Consider the following 23,987-nt stretch of genomic DNA (forward strand, 5'->3'; position numbering starts at 1 on the left):
GAATCATACTCACGACCGCCCCGCATCGATTTCAATATTCCCATGATACGGCTAGCCCGATCCGGGTAATGCATGCGTAACCATTCTAGCCATAAATCTTTGATCTCACCCGGCAGCCGTAACATCACATAACTACAGGAAACTACGCCCGCCCGCGCGGCCAGACCCAGAACACGTTCTATTTCATGATCATTCAACGCTGGAATAATTGGCGCCATGAGCACCGACACAGGCACGCCAAGCTCCGTAAGCTGCCGAACGGCATCCAGTCGTTTAGATGGTGTGCTCGCCCTGGGTTCCATCGCCCGCGCCAACTTCCGGTCCAAAGTTGTTACAGATATAGCTACAGATACTAAATTCTTCTGCGCCATACGCTGCAAGATATCTGCATCGCGCATCACCAGATATCCTTTGGTGATAATACCCACAGGCTGATTAAAAGCTTCACAGACTTCTAAAGCTTGCCGGGTAATTTTCTGTTCCCGCTCTATGGGTTGATAAGGATCAGTATTCGCACCAAATGCTATGACTTTGCATTCATATGTTTTTTTTGACAGCTCTTTGGCCAGCAACTCTGCGGCATCATCCTTCACATAGATCAAACGCTCAAAATCCACCCCCGGCGAATGCCCAAGATAGGCGTGCGTTGGCCTGGCAAAACAATAGATACAGCCATGCTCGCACCCCTTGTAAGGGTTGAAGGATAACTCAAAGGGAATATCCGGCGAACTATTCTTTGATATTACCGAACGACTTGGGTCTGGCGAGATCTCTGTTTGTAGCCTCGTCCCTTCGTCCAAGCTGCCCCAACCATCGTCAATCCTTTCCCGTTCATGCGTTTCAAAGCGTCCGACACGGTTTGTTATTGCTCCCCGCCCCCGAAGCGCATCGGGATGAAGATGCCCCTTTTCAAGCTTGTTCTGTTTATCCGATATTTGCTCTGTCTTTTGATCCATAAACAAGAAATACACCATCAAGAACAAAAAGAGAACAAAAAGAGAACAAAATCATTTTATTAATAATATAATTACAAAATAATTATTATAAATTAGATAATTAGGAAAAATAATACAATGAATGAGAGCTTTAAATTTTCAGCGAATCGCGTTCACTTTTACCGATAACATCCAGACGATAACCTTGCCTGAACTGCCATTATTTTCTTTTCAACAAATACCCGTAAAACAGACCACCTACGAGAGGTGTTAAATATATGGGCACCTGATACAGCGCCAGAAAGGGAAGTATTTCCTGTAGGAAAGCAATCGGAATAACGGCCGCAACAAGACCCAAATTTCTGTTCCCGGCAACCATGGAAAAGGATAAAATGCTTTCCGTTTGCATACTTCCGACAGAGCGAAACAAATGACCTATTCGCCGAATAAAAAGTCCATTGATTGAAAAAAAGAATTGGGATCCAAAGTTTGCGATGGTCACGACAATTAATAGCAAGACCATATACAAGGGATCATTTTCAATAATTTCTGATACCCCCGCCATCGCCGTTGCCACAAACAGCACCATAATAAGGGTACTTATGCCATCCAATTGGGTACTGCTTCTTTTAATGCGTTCTCGCCCCAATATTTTGCGGACAACAAACGCAAGTAAAAATGAACTGCCCACAGTGATCAGTAATTTTTGAAACAACGCCCACTGATCAAAAGTCATTTGATCCCCCAGCGTCATTCCAATAACCCATGGTGCTGTCAAAGGTATAATTGCAGTACCAGCCAAGGTGATATTAAACACCAATTCCCCATCAAGCTTTAGAAGGTATGCGAGATTTGGCGCAGACCCTAAAGGTGGGGCACACGCAGCCAATACCAACCCAATATGTATCGGAGCAGCAAGGGAGAAATAACGTGCTATCCAGTCAACACTTAAGGGAAATACAAACATCAAGCCGACAAGGAAAAGCACCAGAGAAATCGGATTTTTTAAATGACCAAAAACACGCGCCAAATCAACCCGGATCATGGCCAAAGTTATAAGGCCAATGATAATAAAGCTCATATATGGCAGAAGCACTTTGCTAACAGAAGCAGGTAGATAGGCACAAAGCGGTAGGCTAAGCGCCAAAATAATCGAAGCTCTGTTCCCAATACTCCCAAGCAGTACGGATAGTGCTCCCATAACCCTTTTTACCTTACCTCGTAAACGTCTGACAATGAGCCTGTTACTGAGACGAAACCACCACCGGCTTTCGCTTTTTTCGAACAGACAGCCAAACACCAAAGCCAATCAAAACGGCCCCGACAGCGTGATATACTTCAGGCGTTTCCCCAAGCAAAAGGATGGCCAGAGATGCCGCAAAAACGGGCAACAGATGGATAAACTGCCCCGCTAAACTAGCGCCGACGTGCTTAACCCCTTCGTTCCAGCAGATGAAGGCAACAATAGAAACTGGCACACCCGCATAGAACACAGCCAACAAATTATTACGTGTCATTTCCAGCGGGGCCGCTTCTATCCAACCGGGCAAATAAAGTGTCGCTAGGGCAACTTCGCCAATAAGCACACTCAACAGTATGAAAGAAAAAGGTGACGCCCCAGCAGGTTTCCATCTAAGCAAAAGTGAATATAGCGACCAACTCAACACAGCCCCCAAAACAAACAAATCACCGCTGTTCAGGGTCAAATTCATCAGGTTTTCCGGATGCCCTCGGACAAGAAGGGTTAGAACACCACAAAAAGAAATAACAATGCCGACAACCTGTATTGAACGAATTCTGTCGCCAAAAACCACAAATGACAGGCCTATAATAATAACCGGGATCATAGAGTTAAAAAGCGCCGCATTGGTTGCCGGGGTTGTCTGTAACCCGAAATAAAGAAGCGTGTTAAAGCTCGCGACGCTCAACAATCCCAAGATAATCATCTTGCCAATAACAGGTCGGTATAGATGCCAATCTTTCTTTAGTGAAAAGATTGTAAAAGGAAAAAGACAGGCAAGTGCTAGCGTCCAACGCCAGAAAGAAAGCGTCAGAGGTGCTATTTCTGTTGAAATGGCTCGACCAACGATAAAGTTCCCGGCCCAAAGTAATTGCGCCGTTATCAAGAACAGAACTGCCCAGCGTTGAGAAGACATGCCAACCTCATTTTCAGGCGATATTAGGGTTTATCTTCATCAGCTTTGTGGATACCGTGAAGACAAAGCGAAGCTAAGGCATAGGATCTGGTTCAGCAAGACTTGAATCAAATGAAGCAGTAATTAGATCTGACAGACTATAAATACCCAAGAAATAATCTCATGGTTCGCATCGTTTTTCCAGATTATAACAAGCCAAATTCTGTCAGAGTTCTTTCGCTGGTTTTTCGAATATCTGATGGTGAATACCCCGATTTCACCATAACACGAAGGCCGTTATAAGCGACGTTCAAGCTCATTGCCCTTGTTTCTAAAACCTCTTCATCTTGACCCTCAGGATCTTCAAGATCCTTCAAGGCACAATAAAATCCCTGCACCATTTCCCCCATCATTTGCTGACAAGCTTTCCATACATCAGGATCATGAGAGGCCTGATCAACTGCCGTATTACAAAGAAAACATCCCCGTCGATCGTTATCATCTTCGACGGCAAGAATAATCGTCTCAAACAGCATTCGAATTCGCTGTCCTCCATCTGATATTTCTTTTCCTCGAAGGAGTTGGACCGCAGGCTCAATACAGTTTTTTTCGTATTGCTTTAAGGCAGACAAATACAAATTTCTTTTATCACCAAAAGCTTTATAAAGGCTGCCCCTGGCAATTTGCATTGCCTCTAGAAGATCAGTGATCCCCGTACCTTCATAGCCTTTAGTCCAGAAGACCTGCAACGCGCTATTCAAGGCGTCCTCAACATCAAACTCTCGTGGTCTGGCCAACTTTTGCATCCCTTAATCTATGACAGGTTTCCAAACAGAATAGAGTGGGATGATCTATTCAGCTGCCAATCCAGCAGTAACAAAATCATCACGCCTTTGTGTTTTTGACTGATTGGTTCCCAACCCTATATTAATCAGGAAGCAGGATCAACACTCCATAAAAGTGCAGGCACCTTTAAACCGATTATGGCCTAGATCAGCTCAAACAATTGAACGGATCCTTCCGGAATCGTTCAGCTATTTCTTAATTGTGGAGACAAAAAGTGAACCGTATATTCAAATTTCTTGCGATAACATTCTTGGCTGCGACAACCTTCTCGATCACATCAGCACATGCAGGTGGCATCGTATCAAAAGGAACGTTTGAAGGCAGAAGCGACCATATCACCACTGGTAATGTAGAAATTAAAAAAGCAAGCGATGGCAGTTACATCGTTATTCTAGCTGATAATTTTTCTCTTGATGGTGCCCCAGATCCAAAACTTGCCTTTGGTAAAGATGGTGTCGATAAAAGCACTATCTTTGCGCCCCTCAAAAGTAAAACGGGTAAACAGGAATACAGCCTCCCCGCAAGCATCAACCCAGCGAACTTCAATGAAATCTATGTCTGGTGTGAAAAGTTTGATGTTCCTTTGGGTGTCGCCAACTTGAAATAATCCTCTGAATATTCAGAAGATAATTTTCTCCCTAGAACAGGTTGTCACTCCCCCCGAGGCAACCTGTTCAACAAACGGCTAATCATTTTCATGGTTAGCCGTTTCCTGTCTTACTAGGGGTAACCGATCAGGTGAATTAAAAAGAGGTTAGTGAGGCGTTGCCGCCACAAACCAGAACACCAACCTTCTCATTTCTCTCTGGAACATAGGCACCAGACAACAACCCGGCCAACGCCGTCGCGCCACCTGGTTCAGCAACCTGGCGGTAACTGTTCCAGAGGCAATCCTGTGCAGATTTCACATCAGCATCGTCAACTAAGACAGACTGATGAACGAAATTCTTACTGGCCTCGAAACCAAAATCGCCAATCGTACTTGCCCCCAAGGCATCAGCGGCCAGACCGGAAACAGCAACCCCAACCGGATGACCAGCATCCAAGGCTGTATGTAATGTGGCTGTTCCTTTGGTCTCGACAGCAATAATCTTGATTCTGCCACGATACCACGACGCCACACCACCAATTAAGCCCCCGCCGCCAACCGCAACCAACAAACTATCTATCTCTGGCGCCTGTTCTTCGAACTCAAGACCAACAGTTCCCTGCCCTGCAACGATTTCTTGTTGATCATAAGCATGAAGTAATTTAGCACCTGTTTCCTTTTGGCGCTCAAGGCAAGCCGAAAAGGCTTCGGAGAAGTTTTCCCCGACCACATTGATGCGTGCACCATACTGTTCCAGCTTGGCTAGTTTTGCCGGAGATACAATTTCAGGGACAAAAATTTCAGCTCTCACCCCAAGTTTGTTTGCTGCATAGGCAACTGCCGCCCCATGGTTTCCACCTGAAGCTGCGATAACCCCAGCCTCAGGAATATTCCCAGACAAAAGAGCATTGAACCCGCCTCTCGCCTTAAAAGAGCCGGAATGCTGCATCTGCTCAAACTTTAAGGTAACAGGAACATCATCAACAAGCTCACCAGCAGGGGTTCTTAAAATAGGGGTACGGCGTACGTGTTCTCGGATTGAGTCGTAAGCATTTAAAATCGTCGATTGCGTAATATGTCCGGACACAGTTTCCACCAACAAAAAATAGAGAAAGAGAGATAAGGATTTCACCTGATCACGCGTAAAAATACAATCTAATACATTATGATTCCTGAGTTATTTTTCAAGTCGCCAATCAGAATAAACAAGCACTATGACACCATTCCCCACATTGCATCTAAAGACCTGATCGTTACCTATACCTCCGCGTACGGATTAACGATTACAAACCCAATGACTATTCTCGTCTTTTTGGCAATTTTTGCGGAACTGAGGGGGATGATATTTCAAACAACGGCGAGAGGATCGTCGCCACAGGAATGTTTATGGGCTCCCTAGGCTGGTCGATTATTATTGCACTTATTGGCAACATTTTACGCACACGGGTACAGCCCAAAATAATTACCGCGATCAACATCATTTCGGGCATTATTATAGGCGAATTTAGATCCTATATTCTTTTGCCGTCATAATCACGTGCCGAGCAACTGATCAATTTAGTTGGACGGGGTGCTATCAGCAGGGCGGTATTTTTCAAGAAGCTCTTGATATTTTTGGCTTTCTGAAACCCTTGCCAACGCCAAATTAAAACTTTCGACAAAGTCAGAGGATACTGATTTCTTACTCAACATAAAATGTACTGGATCAGAATTTAGTAAATGAGGCAAAGGCCGAATAGAATTTAATCGACGAGCCTCTATTGCGTGGTGATATCCAACATACAAATCAGCAATGACGATATCGACACGATCATTCAGTAACTGTTGAATACGAGCTTCGGTCTCAGCATTTAACCTCAACACCCCAGCATCCAAAGCCCTCTGTTTTTCCTTACCGTACTCGGGACCGTACCAACCGCCCAATCCGGCTGTAAGACTCAACCTTTTATCGACTGCCTTTTTCAGAGCGTAATCTTTGTATTTTTCGTAGTCTGATGATCGAACAAACATCGCCACAGCCTCATCACGATAAGGATCAGAGAAATATGCATATACTGAGCGTTCCTCGGTAACAGATGCAGCAGGCATAATATCAATCACCCCACGTTTCAAAAGCACCTGCGCCCTCTTTGAAGGCGCCAAAACCAAGTTATATTTACAATCCAGCTCTGACATTATTGATTTCACAATATCAATATCCAACCCTGTTGGGCCTTGGTTTACAGACATAAATTGATAGGGAATATAATTGTCAGAATATGCAATTGAATATGTTTTCTCGCAACCTGCCGCCATGGTTATTTGCGACCCAAAGCATGCAAACATACCTATAATAAAAACTGAACTTACACGAGATTTCATCGCCAACCTCTTTCATCTTGATCTGCCGTACAGGCGGTTGAACCCTCTCGCGAAAAAGTATACCACAAATGGGTACCTACTTTTCGTTATTTTTAACCTGATTAACACAGTTACACACCCAAACGGGAAAAGACAATGACAACCAATGCCTTACCTTTTGAAGACTATAGTTATCGTGATGATATCCAGGTTTCAGATTTTAACGACGAAAATCCGATCATTGTTTTCGATGGTGAGTGCGCTCTGTGTTCTTCCTTTATTCAGTTTGTTATTAGACACGATAAGCCTGAAGAATTTCAATTCACGACAGGACAATCCCAATTAGGCCAAGCTCTTTTTCAACACTACGAGCTAGATAACGTTAATTTTGAAACCAATCTTTTGATATCAAAGGGCAGAGCCTATGCCAAGATGTCAGCCTTTTCCCAAACCACGTCCCTCTTGCCTTATCCGGCCAAGTTTCTCAGCCTAACCAAACTCATCCCCTCACCGCTGGATAATTGGCTTTATGACGTAATCGCAAAAAACCGATACCGTTTATTTGGACACGCTGACAGTTGCCTGTTACCGGATAGCAACATCAAAAAACGTTTGATTGAATAGCTTCTCAAAGCATCAGACCTTCAGTTCCTCTATTTTACAAAATGTCCATTGTTTTAACGTGAGCGACAATCAACTAACTCATGGTCCCCAAAAAAAGAAACACCTATGAACCTTAAACCTTAGCCTCTTTTACTTACCTTCGCCCAGAAGGCTTATTCCCCTCGATAACAGCTTTATAGCCTTCCATCGCTTCATAGAGAAAATCAAGTAAAACTCTTACGCGACGATTTTCCTTTATGTCGGCATGGACCAAAACCCACATTGTATTATCAGAAATCAGCTTGGTATCCGGAACGCGAACCAAATGAGGATCTGTATCCCCCATGTAACAGGGAAGCATGCCGATCCCCATACCATTCCTCAACATAACCTGCACAGAGCTCGCAGAAGTTGCGGTCGCAGAAATACGTGCCGGGATGACAGGTTTTGCCGCCCCTTCGTAGCTTTGTGAAATCCAACGATCCAGCTTGGGACGGTCCGCCAAATACCCTGAAGAGGCGTAACACCCCAGAGGACTCTCGGCAATTCGGCGTCCGACGGCTTCCGGTGGTGGATTACGAGTGATACGGATGACAACATCGGCTTCACGTTGCGAGAGCTTTGCCATTTGGTCAGAGCTTTCCAACACCAGTTCCACCATGGGGTAGATCTCTTGAAAAGCTGCTATGTTTAGGTGCAACAAACTTAAGAAAAGTGTTTCTGACATTGATAGCCGCACTTTTCCCGCGATTTGAGTATCTCGCGCAAAAACCCTGCGATCCAGTTCTTGCATAGAAGCTTCGGCATCTTCCGCTGCTGATAAAATTTCCCGCCCGACATCACTTAAATGCAGTCCAGTTGTGACCCGCTCAAACAAGGGAACACCAATACCTTCCTCCAAGATCCGTAATCGTCTGGAAACCGTCGCATGCGTAACGTTTAACCGTCGGGATGCTTCCCGAACGGAACCTGATCGGGTTAAGGCTAGAAAGATACGAATATCATCCCAATTAAATGACTGGATCATTTTTCATCCATAGCGGTTTAATTTTGGATAATTTCACATCCACTTACTTCATGCCATCTTTTTCTTATGCCTACTCACACAAACACAAGATGGATAGAAAAATGAAATACCAAGTAACACTAATTGAAGCCGACATTCGCGAAGCCATGAACGGCGAAATGAGCTTGGTGATCAGGGCAAATAACGAAACCTTAGCCACTCTTGATTACTTCTGGACACCAGAGCATTTCACTGCACGCTTTAATGGTTTCGCGCCCACCATGCCCAAGCCAGCCCACCCCATGATCTTCCTCGGCAAGCCGATTGAGTGCATCAATGCACTGAAACCAACACCAGAAACATCCCCAGTTGATGTCTTTAAAAACAACATCGTCGAGTTCGAAGTCTAATCACTGTCCTTCGTGATTTAACGCACATCAAATATGGAGAAAAAAATGAAATCAATGACATTACTACTCACAGCAACAGCCATTTTTGTTAGCAGTAACTCCTTGTCCTTTGCGGAAACATCCAACAAAGGTGTTCTCGCCCTGATCAATACAAACGATACCGCTGCCTATGATAGTAAACTGGAACACTTTGAAACCAAGGTTAATACCCAAGGCTGTAATATTTTGCGCGAGGGTCCGGTACTTGCTGAAGATGGTGATATAGATCTGGATCAGCCCAATCGCTTTATCTACATGGCTTGCACATCTTCATTACTGGGGCGTCCAGATGGCAGAGCGTTAATATCGGAACTGAACCAAGGTATTGAATATGCTGTTGCCGTAGAAGGGGTATCCATTTTACACGACGATACCTCTTTCAAGAAAACAGCAACGGCCCGCTCCTATATTCTCAAGGTTAGTCACTACAATAATACGGCACCCACCCAAAGAGATCAGGATTTAACAACCCTGGGGGCGCTTGTTCGCCCAAGGTCGGACACCTACAAAACAGAAGCCTTTGTCGGGGTCTCACAAGCCTATGGTATGCCCACCCCTGACGAAGCGGTTGTTATCTATTACGACAGTCCAGATGCAGGAGACCGTTTCCGTAAAAACAACCCGGATATTCTGGAGAAAGTTGTCGATTTCAACGATAAGCATCTCAACGATTTTGTTTACTACGTCGCGCAAAGCAGACGCTAATCGGAAATAGCTATTTTTCTGTTCCTCTAGGCTGTGTCTCAGCTCTTTAGCTGCTGCATAGCCCATTGGAACAAAGGGCTTTCTTTTTGTGCCAATTGAGCAACAACAGAAAGGTGATGACAATTCGCTGCGTTCATACGATCAAGCTGTTTGAGCTTAACTCCCCACACCTTCGCCAGATTATCAGATTGTTGATGAAAACCACTGCTTTCATCACCGCCAACAACGAGAAGAAAAGGGCAGATATTTTGAGGTTCAACAAACATCGGACTTAACGATTTTGCCTCATCCATATCCAATTCCAGTTTGGTATTAATGGATGTTGGAACCAGCTGCGTAAGATCAAAAAGACCGCTAATTGCGATGGCACTGTGTATTGGGTTCACATCAGCAGGCAGACCGTAGCTTGGCCAGTCTGTGGCTAATAACATGCCAACCAGATGTCCCCCTGCCGAATGCCCACTTATCTGAATTTTGCGCTGATCATAGCCATGTTCACCCGCATGATGCCAAAGCCAGACAAAAGCCTGTCTGATTTCTTCGGTAAGTTCTCTCAATGTTACTGCCGGACACAAATCATAACCAAGCATCGCAACATTCACGCCCGCATCCAGAAAAGCATCGGCCAGAAAACTTGACTGGCTTTTATCCATTGCCTGCCAATAACCACCGTGAATAAAAACGTGCAACGGCGCATCTTTATTCTCACCCAGATAAAGATCCAGCTTTGCCCGCTCTCCAGTCCCGTAAGGAAGATCCAGTATTCCAGGAACAGTCTGACTGAATCCAGCCGCACGGCGTTCCCATTCTGCAAAAATATCCATGTGGTCCGGTATCGCCGCACGGACGTTGTAAAGTTTGTCTAACTCAGGATCTATCATCACAGCTACACCCCCAGATAACGATGCTGCATATCTTCATTTGCCAACAAGTCTTCTGAACTTCCTGACCAGACAACTCGGCCCTTTTCCATCACGTAATGTCGATCGGCAATCCGGGCCATCGCCTCGGGGTGTTTATCAATCACAAGAATAGCCTGCCCCGATTTCTTGAGATTATGTTCCAGAACATGCCAGATTTCGTCGCGAATAATCGGCGCGAGCCCTTCGGTCGCTTCGTCTAGAATCATGAAGCTCGGGTTGGTCATCAAGGCACGACCAATCGCCAACATTTGTTGCTCGCCCCCCGAAAGTGTCCGGGCGTACTGTTTGGCTCGTTCTCTAAGCCGGGGGAACAGATCCATGACCATATTAACGGACCATGGATCATCAACACCTGCGTGGTTGGCTGCCGTGGCGATCAGGTTTTCAAGCACAGTCAGATTTGAAAAAACCTGCCGACCTTCGGGAACATAGCCAATACCCAACTGCGCAATATTATGACTTCTGAAGTCCTGAATAGCGACGCCACCAAAAGTGATCTCGCCCCTTTTCGCAGGTGTAAGCCCCATGATTGAACGAACGGTAGTGGTTTTCCCCATACCATTCCGCCCCATAAGGGTCACGACCTCTCCGGCCTTTATTTCCAGATCAACGCCAAACAGAACCTGACTGGGGCCATAACTGGTTTCAACGCCTGAAAGCTTCAAGTCCCCCATTTAATAGTCCCCCAGATAAGCACGTCGCACTTCGGGATGGTTCTTAATCTCGTCAGGAGCCCCCGTTATCAGAACCTGTCCTTTAACCAAGACGGTGATCATATCGGCAAGGGCAAAAACAACATCCATGTCATGCTCAACCAACAGCATGGTTACATCGCCCTTTAAAGGGCGTAAAAGTTCCATCATTCGAAGAGATTCCGACTGTCCCATCCCCGCCATAGGCTCATCCAACAACAACATGGACGGGGCTGTCGCCAAAACCATGGCTAGCTCCAATTGCCTTTGTTGCCCATGAGCCAGATCCATAACCGGACTATCGGCAAAATCAGAAAGCCCGACACGTTCCAGTATTTTCCGTGCAGGGATGCGTAAACTGTGATCTTTGCGCGCGTTATCCCAGAAGCGAAAACTGTGTCCCTGTTGGGACTGTATTGCCATCGCCACGTTATCTTCAGCGGTAAATTCAGGCAGCAAGCTTGTGATTTGATATGACCGCTGCAAGCCCGACCTCGCACGTTTATCCACGGGCCAACGGGTTACATCCTGCCCATCAAAACGAACACGCCCTGTATCGGATTGCAGTTCACCGGACAGCTGAGCAATAGCCGTGGATTTGCCCGCCCCATTCGGACCAATTAATCCGTGAATAGTGCCACGCTTCACCGAAAAAGTGAGACCGTCACTTGCAGCAATAGCCCCAAAACATTTGGTCAGACTTATGACTTCAAGAATAGGATCAGCCATTATCTGCTCCTTTTCCGATCAACAGGCCATAAAGCCCCTTACGAGCGAAAAGCACAATCAAGACCAGCATCGGCCCCAGAAAAATCATCCAGTGCTCCGTCCACCCCGCCAAAACTTCTTCCATCATCAACAAAGCGGCAGAGCCAAGAACCGGACCGATGAGCGATCCCATACCGCCGAGAATAACCATAATCATAATTTCACCAGAACCGGTCCAATGCATCAGACCGGGGCCGACAAACTCGGTATGGTTCGCCAGTAAAGCGCCTGCAAGCCCGGCGATCATGCCTGACAATACGAATGCAATTAGCTTGTATCGATAAACAGGATATCCCAGCGCCTTCATTCTAACTTCGTTCTGTCGACAGCCGCGCAGAACCATGCCGAAACGACTTTTGACAATCCGAGAACAACACCACAGACACAGAAGCAAGAGAATCAGGCAGGTGAAGTAAAAGCTTTTGGCATCATAAAGATCCAACAGGGGAATTTCACTTCTCTCCCAGATATTAAGACCGTCCTCGCCGCCATAGGTAGGAATAGAGATCATGAAAAAGTACAACATCTGGGCAAAAGCCAGCGTTATCATAATGAAATAAACGCCTGTTGTTCGCAGGCTTAATGCCCCGATAATTAACGCCAGCAAACCACTAAAAATCATTGCAAGCGGCCATTGGATAAAAGCCTGTGTTGTCCCTTGCCATTCCCCGGGCAAAAAGGCCACAGCGGTGCCTTCGTAGCTGTGATGGGTCAAGATGCCGACGACATACGCCCCCAAACCAAGAAACGCACCGTGTCCAAAACTGACCATCCCACCATACCCAAGGATGAGGTCCAGACTGACAGCCACAAGCGCATAAATCAGAATACGGCTAGCGATATCAACCAAAAAAGGCTCATCAAAGAGGTTGGCAAGAAGTGGAACAGTAAAAAGAATCAAAAGCCCAACCAGAGAAACAATCTTTGTTCTTAAGCTGGCCTCAGCACCTATAATTTTATTCAGAAACATATGCCTGCTAGCTCCCGTATGCCTGGAACAAACCACGTGGTTTCCAGATCAACACCACAGCCATCAGGACATAGATCGCAACAGACGATACGGAAGCAGCAACAGTATCAGCAGATGCAGGATCAAGAAGTTCGCGCATGATGGTTGGTAAAAAAGCACGCCCATAGGTATCAACCATCCCCACCAGTAATGCACCAACTAACGCACCACGGACAGAGCCAATCCCTCCAATAATAATAACCACAAAGGTAAGGATCAGAATTTTCTCGCCCATCCCGACCTCGACCGCAAGCATCGGCCCAGCCAAGGCCCCGGCAAGACCGGCAAGCATCGCCCCCAAACCAAAAACAATTGTATAAAGCTGGTCGATGTTCACCCCCAAGGCACCAACCATTTCACGGTGTGTTGCCCCTGCCCGTATTAACATGCCAACACGGGTATGAATAATCAGATGCCGTAGTAGTAGTGCAACGACTAGCCCCGCCCCGATAATAAAGAGTCTATAGGATGGATAGGGTGCGCCGGGAATAAATTCCAATGTTCCAGAAAGAAGTTCCGGCGTTGACAGAAACAACGCCTGAGGTCCCCAGAGGATTTTAACCAGCTCATTAAAAAACAGGATCATGCCAAAGGTCGCGAGCACCTGATCAAGATGATCGCGGTTATAAAGTCTGCGCAAGGCAGAGAATTCCAATAGCATGCCAGTCAGTCCCGCCGCCGCCAAAGCAGCAAGAATACCAAGGGCAAAGCTGTCGCTCGCCTGTGTCACACTGGCAGCAACATAAGCCCCGATCATATAAAGAGACCCGTGAGCAAGATTAATGAGGTGCATAATGCCAAAAACCAGCGTCAAACCCGCTGCCATCAGGAAAAGCATCACCCCCTGTTGCAGCCCGTTCAGCGACTGTTCCAGAAACAGCTCAATCGTTAACATGAATACATTCCATACACACCAAGTTAGGCCAGACACGCCAGAGCCGGTTGCTTTACAATTCCCGGAAAGAAAAACCTTTTCCAAGAGAAGCAACCGGCCCTGTCTATCAATTAAGGGCCTATCAAATAAGGCTTACTATATTTAAAGCTTACACTCGGCTGCATAAGCATCCTGATGAGCTGTAAAAACTTTGCTCACAATCTTGTTCGTTACGGTATCCCCGTCTTTATGAACAATGCGGACATAAATATCCTGAACCGGATGTTGGTTTGATCCAAATTTGAAATCACCCCGCACAGAGTCAAACTCAGCTTTTCGAAGTGCATCGCGGAATTTATCGTCATCGGAAAGATCACCGCCAACTGAACGCACGGCAGAATCAATCAAAAGCGCAGCATCATATCCCTGACTTGCATAAAGGGATGGGTTGCGACCGTAGGTTTCCTTGAAGGCCTTCACAAAAGATGCATTTGCCGGATTATCAATGTCCTTATTCCATTGCGATGTGTTGTAAACACCAATTGCTGCATCACCAACGGCTTTCAAAATCCCCTCATCGAAAGAGAACGCCGGACCGAAAAGAGGTGTTTCTCCGCTGAGGCCAGCTTGGGAATATTGCTTCACAAAATTGATGCCCATCCCGCCCGGTAGGAAGAAATAAACCGCATCCGGTTTCGCCGCGCGCAGGTTCGCCAGCTCCGCAGCATAATCGACCTGACCAAGTTTCGTATAAACTTCCCCTGCTACGTCACCTTTGTAGAACCGCTTAAAGCCTGCAATTGCATCTTTACCCGCAGGATAGTTCGGGGCCATCAGGTAAACGTTTTTCAAGCCTTTATCGGTCACATATTGCCCCGCAGCCTCGTGGAGATTATCGTTTTGCCACGCCACATTGAAATAATTTTTATCGCATTTTTTACCAGCCAAGGCAGATGGGCCTGCATTCGGGCTGATGTAAAACTTACCTGCTCGGGTCACACTTGGAACAACGGCCATTGCGAGATTAGACCAGACAATACCCGTCACAATATCAACGTCGTCCTGCTTGATCATGCGGGATGCGATTTGCTTCGCGTTACCAACCTTACGTGCATCGTCCACTTCAATTACTTGTGTTTCGACACCGCCAAGCTGACCATCTTTCATTTTCAGGCCAAGCATAAAACCATCGCGAATATCAATGCCAAGACTGGCACCGCCCCCGGAAAGTGTTGTGATCATCCCAATCTTCAAAGGCTCCGCAGCCTGAACGGCAGAAGATGCAAAACCTGCACTTAGTGCCATCGCACCAGCCATAAACAATGGTAACAGATGTTTTTTATTTTTCATTTTTCACCCCTTGAAAAACGAGCCAAGAACTTGTCTCGTCATTACGGCCCAAAGCCTATACAGCCCGGAACCTCCCTATATTATTATGGCGAACACCGTAATCTAAGGGGTCAGAACAGGCAACTTTTTATCACCAAGACCAATAGATACGCAGCTTTACTCCCCAATAAACGCTCTCGTTCAGGTATTGACCTGTGCCACTTTATTTATAAATGTATAGTTACAACGCATAGGGGCCATGCAAAAGATATCGGTGGATCGGGCTTGACCCAACGAGAGCCTTCCTATAGTTAAACGTCACTTCGCGAAAAATCGAGGTGTTTCGGCACGTGTTTTTTCGCTCTGATGGGATTGCGTAATAATCCCGCCTAGATCGATAGCGCTTATCCTTGTGTTGGACATTGATGTCTCCAAAAGTGCGGCGAAGAGCTAGATTGATCCAGGTATAGCCTTCACCATGCTTTTAAAGGAACTTTCCTGCATGACTCAGTTTTCCGAGCTCAATCTGATTGAGCCGCTTCAACGTGCTATCGACGCACAAGGTTTCACCACGCCGACTGCTATTCAGTCCAAGACTATTCCTGCCCTTATGGAAGGCAGAGATGTTATTGGTCTTTCCCAAACAGGTGGTGGTAAAACAGCAGCCTTCGTTCTTCCGCTACTACAGCGCCTGTACGAACAAAAAGAGCGCTATGTTGCCAACCATCCCCAGGCTTTAATACTTGCGCCAACACGTGAAATTGCGATGCAAATCGGTCACGTTCTTCGCGATCTGTCCAAGTTTTTGCCTATCCGTTACACAACGGTCACGGGTGGTGCACCAATGTTCCCACAGTTCCGCGATCTTAATCGCGGCGTAAATATTCTTGTGGCAACACCTGGCCGTTTGATCGACCACGTAAAACGTGGATCTGTTAAGTTCGATCACACAACAACCCTTATTCTTGATGAAGCAGATCGCATGCTCGATCTTGGTTTCTCGGATGAAGTGATTGAAATCGCAAACAGCCTGCCAAAAGAACACCAGACCGTTCTTTTCTCTGCGACAATGCCAAAGTCTGTTGATCGCCTGATCAAGCAGCTTTTGACAAATCCTGTTCGTATTGAAACAGCAAAAGAATCAACAACAGCCGCGAACGTTACCCAACGTGCGTTTTATGTTCACGGCGGGCAGAAACAAGCGCTTTTGAGCCACATTCTGGACAAAAATCCGGGCGAACGCGTTCTTGTTTTTATGCAGACAAAAGCAGAGTGTGACCGCTGGTCCGACGCCCTTCGCGAAGATGGCCGTCGTGTGGATGCAATTCACGGTGACAAGCAGCAACGCATTAGAACCAAGGTGATGAATAAATTCCGTCGCGGCGATATTGATGTGCTTGTTGCAACCGATGTTGCAGCCCGCGGTATCGACGTACAGGGCATTAAGATTGTTGTGAATATCGACCTACCTACTGACCCGGAAAATTATGTGCACCGTATCGGCCGTACAGGTCGTGCCGAAGCGACTGGTGATGCCTATTCATTTTGCTCACCAAAAGAAATCGGCACTCTGAAACGCATCGAAAAATCTATCCGTCAAGATATCACCGTTGAAAAGGATCACCCTTTCCACGTTGAAATCAGCATGCGCGATGCAAATTCTCAGCGACCAAATAACCGTCGTGGCAAGAGCTTCGGCAAACCCGGCGGCAACCGCGGTCGTGGTGGCCCGGGCCGTAGTGGTCCTGGTCGCAATGGTCCAGCACGTGGTCGTACAGGTAACAACGAAGGTGGATTTGGCGGACGTCAGGCTCAAAATGCCAATGGTGAAAACAGATCCCAAAAAAGATTCACCAAACGTCAGGCCGCATAAAGTACCCGGCCAAACGGTACACGAACACAAAAAAGGCTGCTCATCGAGCAGCCTTTTTTGTGTGTAGAAATAACAAAAATATTTACTTCAAGTGAATAAAATCCGTATAGGCCACAACCATATTAACGGTTTCACCATCATCCGACAGCGGTAACAAAAGAGCATCCCCTTGCCACAAATTCGGGATATCTGACGGGACACCTTCGCGATCATAAACCGGGCACTTCTTTTCAGATACAATTCGATAGTTAGTCAAAACTTCTTCAATCGTTGCACCAAAGCTTCCCTTTGCAACAGATTGCCCGGTCGGATCAAATCCGCGTGCTTCGACCTCTTTGGTGCCAACAAGACGGTATATAAAATCAAGTGGCTGTCGTTTTACGTCCACCAAAATAATGCTCGAAAGAAACGCTTTCATTTCAATGGGGTCAAGATCAGCACGCGAAGGCATCACACGCCCTTTGCGCTTTGAATCCCAATACCTATAGAATGCCCGGATAGTTTCCGGACAAGAGTCCAGAAAATCCAGTGTTGTTAATCTATCGTATTTCGGTTTCATTCTTTTAACTGGCCCATCAACTGGCACTGCAACTGCAGCTATCCATCCTGTTTCAATTCTATGCCCTGTTACATTATTGTTCATGCAACCAAACCATTATCTTTACTGAACGAGAGCAGGTAAAAATTTCAACCAGTTAACCTGCGTATCGTAATTTTATACTTACATATAGATTTCATAGCTATTCGCAATAGTACCTAGAGAATAATTTCCCAATTTTCCAAGAAGCCCTCTCCAAAAGATAAGATATTGAAATAACAAGTATATGACGGTAAAAAATTGTAATCACTCACGATTAGGGTAGCGCAAAACATGTCTCACAAAATCCCCTTACTATACAGCTTCAGACGCTGCCCTTACGCCATGCGGGCGAGACTCGGCTTACAAAGCAGCCGTCAGACCTGTGAGTTACGAGAGATTGTTTTGCGCGACAAGCCAGCTGAAATGCTTCTGGCCTCGCCAAAAGGGACAGTTCCAGTTCTTGTACTTCCAAATGGCGACGTGATTGAAGAAAGCCTGGATATTATGCTTTGGGCTCTCAATAAAAATGACCCCGAAAACTGGTTATCGCCACAATCTGGTACTCTAGAAAATATGCTGGATCTCATTAATCGGTGTGAACGCGAATTTAAGGGACATCTTGATCGTTATAAATATGCCCCGCGTTACGAAGGAGCTAACCCAATTTCCCACCGTACTCTCGCTGAAAATTACTTGAATGAATTAGATACCATGCTCACAAAAAGTAATTTTTTGTTTGGCGCGCAAAGATCTCTTGCAGATATAGCCATTGCGCCTTTTATCAGACAGTTTGCCAATGTTGATCGCACATGGTTTGATCAGACAGATTATCCGCAACTGAAAACTTGGCTCACTGAATTTCTAGACTCGCCCAGATTTAAAAGTATTTTGACAAAATATCCGCTCTGGACTGCAGGAGATCCCGTGACCTATTTCCCAGAAGAGCACGCTCTGTAAGATATCTGGATGGCGAGCTTCTAAACATTCGATAACCTTCCATAGGCTTTCATGCTTAAAATAACAAACACCATCCAGATCGCCGAAGAAGAGCTACAGGAAACCTTTATCAGGGCCTCTGGCTCTGGCGGCCAAAACGTTAACAAAGTTTCTTCGGCAGTCCAGTTACGGTTTAATGCAAAGCATTGCCCAACGATTTCGGTATTTGTCTTCAACCGTTTAAAAAGTCTCGCCAGCCACCTGATGACCCAAGATGGTGAGATCCTAATTACGGCAAACAGCCACCGTACTCAAGAACGCAACCGCCAAGATGCGCGCGACAGACTTACCGATTTAATCAAAAAAGCCACCGTTCAACAAAAATCGCGCCGCCCGACCAAACCGTCAAAATCTGCGAAAACCAAACGAACGGACAAAAAGAAACAACGCGGTGCGATCAAAAAAGACCGCGGCAAGGTTTCCAAATCAGACTACTAGCCCGACCTTCTCTTTGTAAATTATTTCAATTTCTATCAGTCTCATCGTCTTTTAACATCGGGACAAAAGTCGTTGCTTTCACGCGGGAAACGGCAATTGATGTTTGGAAGCGCCGTACATTACTGTCATTAAAAAAGAAACGATGGGTGAAAGCTTCGTAATCTTTCATATTCTTTGCGATGACAATAAGTACAAAATCAGAGCCTCCTGCCACGCAATAACAATGCTGAACCTGCGGTTCTTTTTTTGCGCGTCGTTTAAAAGCATCCGTCTCGTCAATTCGGTCACGTTCGAGATCGACAGAGATTACGGCCGTCACCTCATAACCAACAGCTTCGGGATCAACAATCGCATTTTCTGATTGGATAACCCCGCTTTCACGCAAGCGCTTTAAACGTCGCTGAACCGATGCAGTCGATGCATTTGCCTTTTCCGAAAGCAGAGCTATTGGCGTACGCGCATCCAACTGAAGCTCTTCCAATATCCGCTTATCAACATTATCCATAGCATTACAATCATAATTATGAATTATTAGATTTTATTTAATCACATATATACATTTAATGATACAAAACAATCTTTCTATCTTGATACCTTTGAAACCTCTGTAAACACTTTTTGGTAATTTTAATGAAACAAGGCTTTATAAGTATTTTGCCATTAGCTGCTGGTGCTGCCGCCTATGGATTTGTCTTTGGCGTTATTGCCGCACAACTTGATTTCCCGTGGTGGGGCATCGCCTTAATGAGTGCCTCGGTACATGCGGGCTCATCCCAGATTGTCGCGGTAGAGCAATTCGCATCAGAAGGATTTGTGATTGGTGCCGTCCTTGCTGGCTTGGCGCTGAATATGCGATATCTCGGCATCATAGCCTCACTCAATTCAGTCCTCAAAGAGGTTCCCCTTCTTCAACGCCTTTTTGCCATTCACATTACAAGTGATGAAAACTGGGCTTTAACTTTTGCCAAGAAAGCAAAAGATCCCTCAATTGGCGCCCCCTTCTTGATTGGGTCAGGCTTAACGATGTTCGTCACATGGATTGTTTCGACAACAGGCGGCGCTTTACTCGGACAATCGATACCTAATCTCATTGAATATGGCCTGGGGTTTGCCTTCACAGCGGCCTTTATCGCCATGGCCCGTGCGATGTGGCGTAACAAACAAGACACCCTGCCCTGGATTATAACGTTCATCGTAACGGTTGTTCTTATCCATCTATCCCTAGGGAGTGCCTTTGCCATCATTGCGGGCAGTATCGCTGGTGTCATTACAACAGGCCTCACACAACAGATAATGAAAAAGGTTGCAGCATGACTGACGCACAATGGCTTTTGATCGGAACACTGGCTTTTGGTGCCTATTCGATCCGATTTTTGGGGCTGGTAAGCGGGCAACTGATAAGTGAGCACAAATACCTGAGCAAGTTCCTCGCCGATTTGCCTGGCTGTTTGATTGTCGCATTGATCGCGTCCTCTCTCGCAGGGGAGAATACGATCACCTGGATAGCAGCGGCGATTACCTTGGCGATTGCTTTAATGACAAATCATGTCGTGATGACTATGGCTTTCGGCTTTATCACAATATTCACTTTAAACCATTATTTTGTATAGCTGACTTTAATATGGAGCTGGGAAAATCAAGACGACAAAGCCTCGTGTCTAGATATCCAGCTTCATAAATACCTCGTCATTTAAAGCTATAGCCCCTAGATTTTTATAAAATTTTTGAGCTGGGGAATTATTGGCCCAGACAGTCCAGACAAGGAGATCACAGTCATTCTCTCGACCAACTTGACGAAGCTCCTTAATCATCATTTTCCCAATACCCTTCGACCGCCATTCTTCACGTACGAACAAATCAGTCATGAAGATCATGCTTTGAAAACTATCAGCCCAAAATCCGAAATTGTAGATCGCATAGCCTACAGGCTTCCCCCCATTCTCTGCCATTAATGCAGAAAAAATCGGCTTATCCCCAAAGCCATGTTTTAAGAGCTGTGCGAGACTGGCCTCAGTATCAAAGCCTGATCGATCTTCTCCTAATGCGGTAAGATGGCGTGCAAATTCTTCAGCCATACTCACAAGCGCCAACATATCATTACGATTTGCTATGCGAATAAAAACACTCTCGGATACCATCTCATCTGTCCTTTTAATGGCTGAGAAAATGACGACAGAAATATTTCATATAATTAAAAAGATAGCTTTTAACACGAATTGCACAGTACAATTCATGCAGTTGACATTTTAAAGCTTGGTTATTACGCACAATGCCATCAAAAATATGCGTTAGAGAATGTATATCCCGCAGGACAAGCAGGGTTCTTTTTTTCTTTATAAGTATTTTTATATTCTTTATTTCAGTAACAAACACGCAAGCCAATGTTAAAACAATCAAGATCGGCGTCAGCCATTTTCCTCCCTTTTTTACAATAGAACAAAACCATCCCCTGAGTGGTCTTGGTATAGACCTGATCGCAGCGATGAACGACATCCAGACTGGCTATCGATTTGAAATTGTGGAATCAAGCCCACGCCGCCGTCATGCGATGTTTAAAAAAGGCTTGTATGATATCTCTTTATTTGACCATTTAAAATGGGGGTGGAACCCTGAAGAAGTTGATGCGACAAAAGTATTCCTTAGGGGCGGCGAACGTTATATCACCGCAGGCAGCCCTAAAATTACCCAAAATTTCTTCACTGATGTTTCTTCAAAAAAAATCGGTGCCATCCTAGGATATCACTATCGCTTTGCAGACTTTGAAACTGATCCGGAGAAGCTAAAAAAGCGTTTTGATATAAACTTGGTCACATACCAAGAACAGATAATCAAACAAGTTTTATCTCATCGCATACAAATTGGCGTTATCACGGAAACTTTTCTCAAAAAATATCTAAGAGAAAATAGTGAGGATCGGGAAAAAATCACTATTTCTGATACTTACGATCAGGAATACAACTTTGTCGGTATTGTCAGAAAAAAGGCTCTGATATCAGCTTCTGAGCTGGAACATATTATTATATCCGTTATTAAAAGCCCTAAATATCAGTGGGTCGCCGATCAATACGGTATAAAGTGGCAAAATTGAAGCGGAGGAGCTTAAAGAAAGCCCTAGAGTTTGTGATAGTCCCTGAGCTTCTCGTAATCACCTTCACGAAGATACTCAAACAACGTACGTCTTTCTTCTTCTCCAACACCTGCAGCCTCTAACGCCGACGCCCCCAACCTCAGACTAGCTTCAACTGTTTCCGGTATCGCGTGCGACGCACCAAGCTTTGTAAAGTGGTCGGCATCAGGCCAATCCCTGACCCTGACATGTAACGGTACATCAGGATAGAGACGCTTCATTGTGCGCACGACACCTTCGGCTGCTTTATAATTATCCAGTGTAATTACAACCAAACGCGCCCGTCCAGCCCCAACAGACTTTAAAATCTCGGGACGACTGGCATCACCAAAAAGAACATTATAACCCAGCCGACGTCCACTCGCGACTTTTTTGGCGTCCATGTCAATTGCAACCGTCGCGACATCAACCTTCCTCAGCATCCCTGCGATCACTTCACCAACGCGTCCAAATCCAGCGACAATAACGGGGCGTTCAGGTACAGGTTCCGAGACTTCCATCGCGTCTGACGCGGGGGATTTAAGCCATTCAGCCAATAGCTCCCCGGCTTTGACCATCATTGGCGTTGTCACCATGCTCAAAACGATGACAGCAATCAGGGTTTCCATCATACCTTCTGGTAATAGATTCAAGCTTTCACCCAGCGTGAACAACACAAATCCGAATTCCCCCGCTTGCGAAAGCAAAAACCCACACTTAACTGCGATCGACAATGGGGTTTTCCATATCTTTGCCAACACAATAATGACCAAGGCTTTGACAATGATGAGGGCAAGGGCACCAAGGATCACAACTTCCAGATTATCAAAGACCGTTCCCGGCACAAATGACATGCCCACGCTCATAAAAAAGAGCCCGAGTAACAAACCACGGAATGGCATGACATCTGCCTCGATCTGTTGCTTGTACTCTGATTCTGAAAGCAACACGCCCGCAATAAAAGCGCCCATCGCCATGGAAAGCCCAACCAGTTCCATAATCCAGGCAAACCCCAGTACGAGCAAAAGGGCCGTTGCGACAAAAACATCGCTATTCTTGCTATGCGCGATGGCATGTAACATCGGGTTGATTGCGTAACGCCCGGCAATCAGGACAGAAATAAAAATGCCCACCGACTGTAAAAGCGCAAACCCCATGGAAACCGAAAACCGCATCTCGCCATAGGACAACAATGGCAAAAGGATCAACAGAGGGACAACTGCTAGATCCTGAAAAAGAAGAATAGAAAAACTGGTTCGCCCCCAATGGCTTGTTGTCTGATGCTGATCCGCAAGAATTTGAACCCCAAAGGCCGTGGAAGAAAGCGCGAGACCAAAACCAACGACCAATGCTGTTTCCCGCGCAAGGCCAAAAGCAAAATAACTAAAGACCGCAATAAGCAACCCCGAAACAAAAACCTGTAGGCCACCCAAGCCAAATACCAGCTTCCGCAAAACCCAAAGACGTTGGGGTTTAATTTCGATTCCAATTAAAAACAGAAGAAAAACAACACCGAACTCACCGATATGAAGCATGTAGTCAGCATCGTTTACAAGGCCCAAACCTGCGGGACCGATAACTGCCCCTGCTGCGAGATACCCAAGAACGGACCCAAGACCCAGTCGGCTAAACAACAAAACCGCCACCACGGATGCTGCCAGCAACGATACGATCTCGATCATTCTTCTCCCTCTCCCCCGACACAAATTTATTGAGTGCTATTCATACCGGTATAATCAATTTGCGTTCAATTTTGACAAAGCGCTTTTGTCTGATTTTCTTATCATATCG

27 protein-coding genes are annotated in these 23,987 nt (G+C 45.8%); 10 read left to right on the top strand and 17 right to left on the bottom strand.

Annotated elements, in window-relative coordinates; genetic code table 11:
• From Q0241_RS02260 to Q0241_RS02275, 4 genes are all read right to left on the bottom strand, one after another.
• Nucleotides 1-956: PA0069 family radical SAM protein (locus Q0241_RS02260; protein WP_299372404.1), on the bottom strand; the 956-nt coding region annotated here is incomplete at its 3' end.
• Nucleotides 957-1,155: 199 nt separating this feature from the next.
• A complete protein-coding gene (locus Q0241_RS02265; RefSeq protein ID WP_299372407.1) occupies nucleotides 1,156-2,136 on the bottom strand; it encodes a hypothetical protein in 981 nt (326 codons plus the stop codon).
• A 43-nt stretch (nucleotides 2,137-2,179) separates the two neighbouring features.
• Nucleotides 2,180-3,091: a DMT family transporter gene (locus Q0241_RS02270; RefSeq protein WP_299372410.1), complete on the bottom strand. Its 912-nt coding sequence runs from the start codon at nucleotides 3,089-3,091 to the stop codon at nucleotides 2,180-2,182.
• A 185-nt stretch (nucleotides 3,092-3,276) separates the two neighbouring features.
• Nucleotides 3,277-3,867, bottom strand: a complete 591-nt coding sequence (locus tag Q0241_RS02275) for a TetR/AcrR family transcriptional regulator (protein WP_299372413.1) — start codon at nucleotides 3,865-3,867, stop codon at nucleotides 3,277-3,279.
• Nucleotides 3,868-4,130: 263 nt separating this feature from the next.
• Here Q0241_RS02275 and Q0241_RS02280 point away from each other — a divergent pair, with 263 nt between their 5' ends.
• Nucleotides 4,131-4,523, top strand: a complete 393-nt coding sequence (locus Q0241_RS02280) for a DM13 domain-containing protein (protein WP_299372416.1) — start codon at nucleotides 4,131-4,133, stop codon at nucleotides 4,521-4,523.
• Nucleotides 4,524-4,659: 136 nt separating this feature from the next.
• Here Q0241_RS02280 and Q0241_RS02285 read toward each other — a convergent pair whose 3' ends face one another.
• Both Q0241_RS02285 and Q0241_RS02290 read right to left on the bottom strand, forming a co-directional pair.
• On the bottom strand, nucleotides 4,660-5,592 hold the full coding sequence (locus tag Q0241_RS02285) for a threonine/serine dehydratase (RefSeq protein ID WP_299372419.1): 933 nt from the start codon (nucleotides 5,590-5,592) through the stop codon (nucleotides 4,660-4,662).
• 470 nt (nucleotides 5,593-6,062) lie between these two features.
• Nucleotides 6,063-6,866: a transporter substrate-binding domain-containing protein gene (locus tag Q0241_RS02290; protein ID WP_299372422.1), complete on the bottom strand. Its 804-nt coding sequence runs from the start codon at nucleotides 6,864-6,866 to the stop codon at nucleotides 6,063-6,065.
• Nucleotides 6,867-7,001: 135 nt separating this feature from the next.
• Here Q0241_RS02290 and Q0241_RS02295 point away from each other — a divergent pair, with 135 nt between their 5' ends.
• Complete coding sequence (locus Q0241_RS02295; RefSeq protein ID WP_299372425.1) at nucleotides 7,002-7,469, top strand: thiol-disulfide oxidoreductase DCC family protein; 468 nt, start codon at nucleotides 7,002-7,004, stop codon at nucleotides 7,467-7,469.
• A 133-nt stretch (nucleotides 7,470-7,602) separates the two neighbouring features.
• Here the strand turns inward: Q0241_RS02295 and Q0241_RS02300 are convergent, their stop codons facing one another.
• On the bottom strand, nucleotides 7,603-8,475 hold the full coding sequence (locus Q0241_RS02300; protein WP_299372427.1) for a LysR family transcriptional regulator: 873 nt from the start codon (nucleotides 8,473-8,475) through the stop codon (nucleotides 7,603-7,605).
• 101 nt (nucleotides 8,476-8,576) lie between these two features.
• Between Q0241_RS02300 and Q0241_RS02305 the strand changes: the two genes are divergently transcribed.
• The gene (locus tag Q0241_RS02305) at nucleotides 8,577-8,864 is read left to right on the top strand and encodes a hypothetical protein (protein WP_299372430.1); all 288 of its coding nucleotides are present in this window, start codon (nucleotides 8,577-8,579) and stop codon (nucleotides 8,862-8,864) included.
• A 45-nt stretch (nucleotides 8,865-8,909) separates the two neighbouring features.
• Nucleotides 8,910-9,608: a hypothetical protein gene (locus tag Q0241_RS02310; protein ID WP_299372432.1), complete on the top strand. Its 699-nt coding sequence runs from the start codon at nucleotides 8,910-8,912 to the stop codon at nucleotides 9,606-9,608.
• Nucleotides 9,609-9,646: 38 nt separating this feature from the next.
• Here Q0241_RS02310 and Q0241_RS02315 read toward each other — a convergent pair whose 3' ends face one another.
• From Q0241_RS02315 to Q0241_RS02340, 6 genes are all read right to left on the bottom strand, one after another.
• The gene (locus tag Q0241_RS02315) at nucleotides 9,647-10,489 is read right to left on the bottom strand and encodes an alpha/beta hydrolase (protein ID WP_299372564.1); all 843 of its coding nucleotides are present in this window, start codon (nucleotides 10,487-10,489) and stop codon (nucleotides 9,647-9,649) included.
• 5 nt (nucleotides 10,490-10,494) lie between these two features.
• Nucleotides 10,495-11,205 carry an ABC transporter ATP-binding protein gene (locus Q0241_RS02320; RefSeq protein WP_299372435.1) on the bottom strand — a complete coding sequence of 237 codons (711 nt, stop codon included), beginning with the start codon at nucleotides 11,203-11,205 and terminating at the stop codon, nucleotides 10,495-10,497.
• Nucleotides 11,206-11,952 (bottom strand): ABC transporter ATP-binding protein, encoded by a 747-nt coding sequence (locus Q0241_RS02325; protein WP_299372438.1) that lies wholly within the window; start codon nucleotides 11,950-11,952, stop codon nucleotides 11,206-11,208.
• Entirely contained in the window at nucleotides 11,945-12,961 is a 1,017-nt protein-coding gene (locus tag Q0241_RS02330) for a branched-chain amino acid ABC transporter permease (RefSeq protein WP_299372441.1), read from the bottom strand. The genes Q0241_RS02325 and Q0241_RS02330 overlap by 8 nt, the downstream gene beginning before the upstream one ends.
• Nucleotides 12,962-12,968: 7 nt before the next feature.
• Nucleotides 12,969-13,895 carry a branched-chain amino acid ABC transporter permease gene (locus tag Q0241_RS02335; protein WP_299372444.1) on the bottom strand — a complete coding sequence of 309 codons (927 nt, stop codon included), beginning with the start codon at nucleotides 13,893-13,895 and terminating at the stop codon, nucleotides 12,969-12,971.
• Between the two features lie 141 nt (nucleotides 13,896-14,036).
• Nucleotides 14,037-15,224, bottom strand: a complete 1,188-nt coding sequence (locus Q0241_RS02340; protein WP_299372447.1) for an ABC transporter substrate-binding protein — start codon at nucleotides 15,222-15,224, stop codon at nucleotides 14,037-14,039.
• A gap of 481 nt (nucleotides 15,225-15,705) precedes the next feature.
• Between Q0241_RS02340 and Q0241_RS02345 the strand changes: the two genes are divergently transcribed.
• Nucleotides 15,706-17,076 (top strand): DEAD/DEAH box helicase, encoded by a 1,371-nt coding sequence (locus Q0241_RS02345; RefSeq protein ID WP_299372450.1) that lies wholly within the window; start codon nucleotides 15,706-15,708, stop codon nucleotides 17,074-17,076.
• An 82-nt stretch (nucleotides 17,077-17,158) separates the two neighbouring features.
• On the opposite strand, the gene Q0241_RS02350 is transcribed toward Q0241_RS02345, so the two are convergent.
• Nucleotides 17,159-17,719, bottom strand: coding sequence for a PAS domain-containing protein (locus tag Q0241_RS02350; RefSeq protein WP_299372453.1), 561 nt, complete (start codon nucleotides 17,717-17,719; stop codon nucleotides 17,159-17,161).
• 228 nt (nucleotides 17,720-17,947) lie between these two features.
• Here Q0241_RS02350 and Q0241_RS02355 point away from each other — a divergent pair, with 228 nt between their 5' ends.
• On the top strand, nucleotides 17,948-18,613 hold the full coding sequence (locus Q0241_RS02355) for a glutathione S-transferase (protein ID WP_299372456.1): 666 nt from the start codon (nucleotides 17,948-17,950) through the stop codon (nucleotides 18,611-18,613).
• Nucleotides 18,614-18,664: 51 nt separating this feature from the next.
• Nucleotides 18,665-19,090 (top strand): alternative ribosome rescue aminoacyl-tRNA hydrolase ArfB, encoded by a 426-nt coding sequence (gene arfB, locus Q0241_RS02360; RefSeq protein ID WP_299372459.1) that lies wholly within the window; start codon nucleotides 18,665-18,667, stop codon nucleotides 19,088-19,090.
• Nucleotides 19,091-19,115: 25 nt separating this feature from the next.
• On the opposite strand, the gene Q0241_RS02365 is transcribed toward arfB, so the two are convergent.
• On the bottom strand, nucleotides 19,116-19,595 hold the full coding sequence (locus Q0241_RS02365) for an Lrp/AsnC family transcriptional regulator (RefSeq protein ID WP_299372462.1): 480 nt from the start codon (nucleotides 19,593-19,595) through the stop codon (nucleotides 19,116-19,118).
• Nucleotides 19,596-19,720: 125 nt separating this feature from the next.
• Between Q0241_RS02365 and Q0241_RS02370 the strand changes: the two genes are divergently transcribed.
• Both Q0241_RS02370 and Q0241_RS02375 read left to right on the top strand, forming a co-directional pair.
• Nucleotides 19,721-20,404, top strand: a complete 684-nt coding sequence (locus Q0241_RS02370; protein ID WP_299372465.1) for an AzlC family ABC transporter permease — start codon at nucleotides 19,721-19,723, stop codon at nucleotides 20,402-20,404.
• Nucleotides 20,401-20,700: an AzlD domain-containing protein gene (locus tag Q0241_RS02375; RefSeq protein WP_299372468.1), complete on the top strand. Its 300-nt coding sequence runs from the start codon at nucleotides 20,401-20,403 to the stop codon at nucleotides 20,698-20,700. Before Q0241_RS02370 ends, Q0241_RS02375 begins: the two co-directional genes overlap by 4 nt.
• Before the next feature lie 48 nt (nucleotides 20,701-20,748).
• Here Q0241_RS02375 and Q0241_RS02380 read toward each other — a convergent pair whose 3' ends face one another.
• Nucleotides 20,749-21,228, bottom strand: a complete 480-nt coding sequence (locus Q0241_RS02380; protein ID WP_299372471.1) for a GNAT family N-acetyltransferase — start codon at nucleotides 21,226-21,228, stop codon at nucleotides 20,749-20,751.
• A gap of 131 nt (nucleotides 21,229-21,359) precedes the next feature.
• Between Q0241_RS02380 and Q0241_RS02385 the strand changes: the two genes are divergently transcribed.
• Nucleotides 21,360-22,178, top strand: coding sequence for a transporter substrate-binding domain-containing protein (locus Q0241_RS02385; RefSeq protein WP_299372474.1), 819 nt, complete (start codon nucleotides 21,360-21,362; stop codon nucleotides 22,176-22,178).
• A gap of 23 nt (nucleotides 22,179-22,201) precedes the next feature.
• Here Q0241_RS02385 and Q0241_RS02390 read toward each other — a convergent pair whose 3' ends face one another.
• Nucleotides 22,202-23,878, bottom strand: coding sequence for a monovalent cation:proton antiporter-2 (CPA2) family protein (locus tag Q0241_RS02390; protein ID WP_299372477.1), 1,677 nt, complete (start codon nucleotides 23,876-23,878; stop codon nucleotides 22,202-22,204).
• Nucleotides 23,879-23,987: the final 109 nt, after the last annotated feature.

The organism is uncultured Kiloniella sp. (assembly GCF_937128705.1).
Classification (GTDB): domain Bacteria; phylum Pseudomonadota; class Alphaproteobacteria; order Kiloniellales; family Kiloniellaceae; genus Kiloniella.

What these genes read in the sequence shown, in the direction of transcription:
- Q0241_RS02320 (WP_299372435.1), bottom strand. Translation starts at nt 11,205, where the DNA reads ATGGGGGACTTGAAGCTTTCAGGCGTTGAAACCAGTTATGGCCCCAGT.
- Q0241_RS02380 (WP_299372471.1), bottom strand. Translation starts at nt 21,228, where the DNA reads ATGGTATCCGAGAGTGTTTTTATTCGCATAGCAAATCGTAATGATATG.
- Q0241_RS02305 (WP_299372430.1), top strand. Translation starts at nt 8,577, where the DNA reads ATGAAATACCAAGTAACACTAATTGAAGCCGACATTCGCGAAGCCATG.
- arfB (WP_299372459.1), top strand. Translation starts at nt 18,665, where the DNA reads ATGCTTAAAATAACAAACACCATCCAGATCGCCGAAGAAGAGCTACAG.
- Q0241_RS02345 (WP_299372450.1), top strand. Translation starts at nt 15,706, where the DNA reads ATGACTCAGTTTTCCGAGCTCAATCTGATTGAGCCGCTTCAACGTGCT.
- Q0241_RS02315 (WP_299372564.1), bottom strand. Translation starts at nt 10,489, where the DNA reads ATGATAGATCCTGAGTTAGACAAACTTTACAACGTCCGTGCGGCGATA.
- Q0241_RS02350 (WP_299372453.1), bottom strand. Translation starts at nt 17,719, where the DNA reads ATGAACAATAATGTAACAGGGCATAGAATTGAAACAGGATGGATAGCT.
- Q0241_RS02265 (WP_299372407.1), bottom strand. Translation starts at nt 2,136, where the DNA reads ATGGGAGCACTATCCGTACTGCTTGGGAGTATTGGGAACAGAGCTTCG.
- Q0241_RS02270 (WP_299372410.1), bottom strand. Translation starts at nt 3,091, where the DNA reads ATGTCTTCTCAACGCTGGGCAGTTCTGTTCTTGATAACGGCGCAATTA.
- Q0241_RS02390 (WP_299372477.1), bottom strand. Translation starts at nt 23,878, where the DNA reads ATGATCGAGATCGTATCGTTGCTGGCAGCATCCGTGGTGGCGGTTTTG.
- Q0241_RS02355 (WP_299372456.1), top strand. Translation starts at nt 17,948, where the DNA reads ATGTCTCACAAAATCCCCTTACTATACAGCTTCAGACGCTGCCCTTAC.
- Q0241_RS02310 (WP_299372432.1), top strand. Translation starts at nt 8,910, where the DNA reads ATGAAATCAATGACATTACTACTCACAGCAACAGCCATTTTTGTTAGC.
- Q0241_RS02375 (WP_299372468.1), top strand. Translation starts at nt 20,401, where the DNA reads ATGACTGACGCACAATGGCTTTTGATCGGAACACTGGCTTTTGGTGCC.
- Q0241_RS02365 (WP_299372462.1), bottom strand. Translation starts at nt 19,595, where the DNA reads ATGGATAATGTTGATAAGCGGATATTGGAAGAGCTTCAGTTGGATGCG.
- Q0241_RS02300 (WP_299372427.1), bottom strand. Translation starts at nt 8,475, where the DNA reads ATGATCCAGTCATTTAATTGGGATGATATTCGTATCTTTCTAGCCTTA.
- Q0241_RS02295 (WP_299372425.1), top strand. Translation starts at nt 7,002, where the DNA reads ATGACAACCAATGCCTTACCTTTTGAAGACTATAGTTATCGTGATGAT.
- Q0241_RS02340 (WP_299372447.1), bottom strand. Translation starts at nt 15,224, where the DNA reads ATGAAAAATAAAAAACATCTGTTACCATTGTTTATGGCTGGTGCGATG.
- Q0241_RS02330 (WP_299372441.1), bottom strand. Translation starts at nt 12,961, where the DNA reads ATGTTTCTGAATAAAATTATAGGTGCTGAGGCCAGCTTAAGAACAAAG.
- Q0241_RS02335 (WP_299372444.1), bottom strand. Translation starts at nt 13,895, where the DNA reads ATGTTAACGATTGAGCTGTTTCTGGAACAGTCGCTGAACGGGCTGCAA.
- Q0241_RS02290 (WP_299372422.1), bottom strand. Translation starts at nt 6,866, where the DNA reads ATGAAATCTCGTGTAAGTTCAGTTTTTATTATAGGTATGTTTGCATGC.
- Q0241_RS02385 (WP_299372474.1), top strand. Translation starts at nt 21,360, where the DNA reads ATGCCATCAAAAATATGCGTTAGAGAATGTATATCCCGCAGGACAAGC.
- Q0241_RS02370 (WP_299372465.1), top strand. Translation starts at nt 19,721, where the DNA reads ATGAAACAAGGCTTTATAAGTATTTTGCCATTAGCTGCTGGTGCTGCC.
- Q0241_RS02325 (WP_299372438.1), bottom strand. Translation starts at nt 11,952, where the DNA reads ATGGCTGATCCTATTCTTGAAGTCATAAGTCTGACCAAATGTTTTGGG.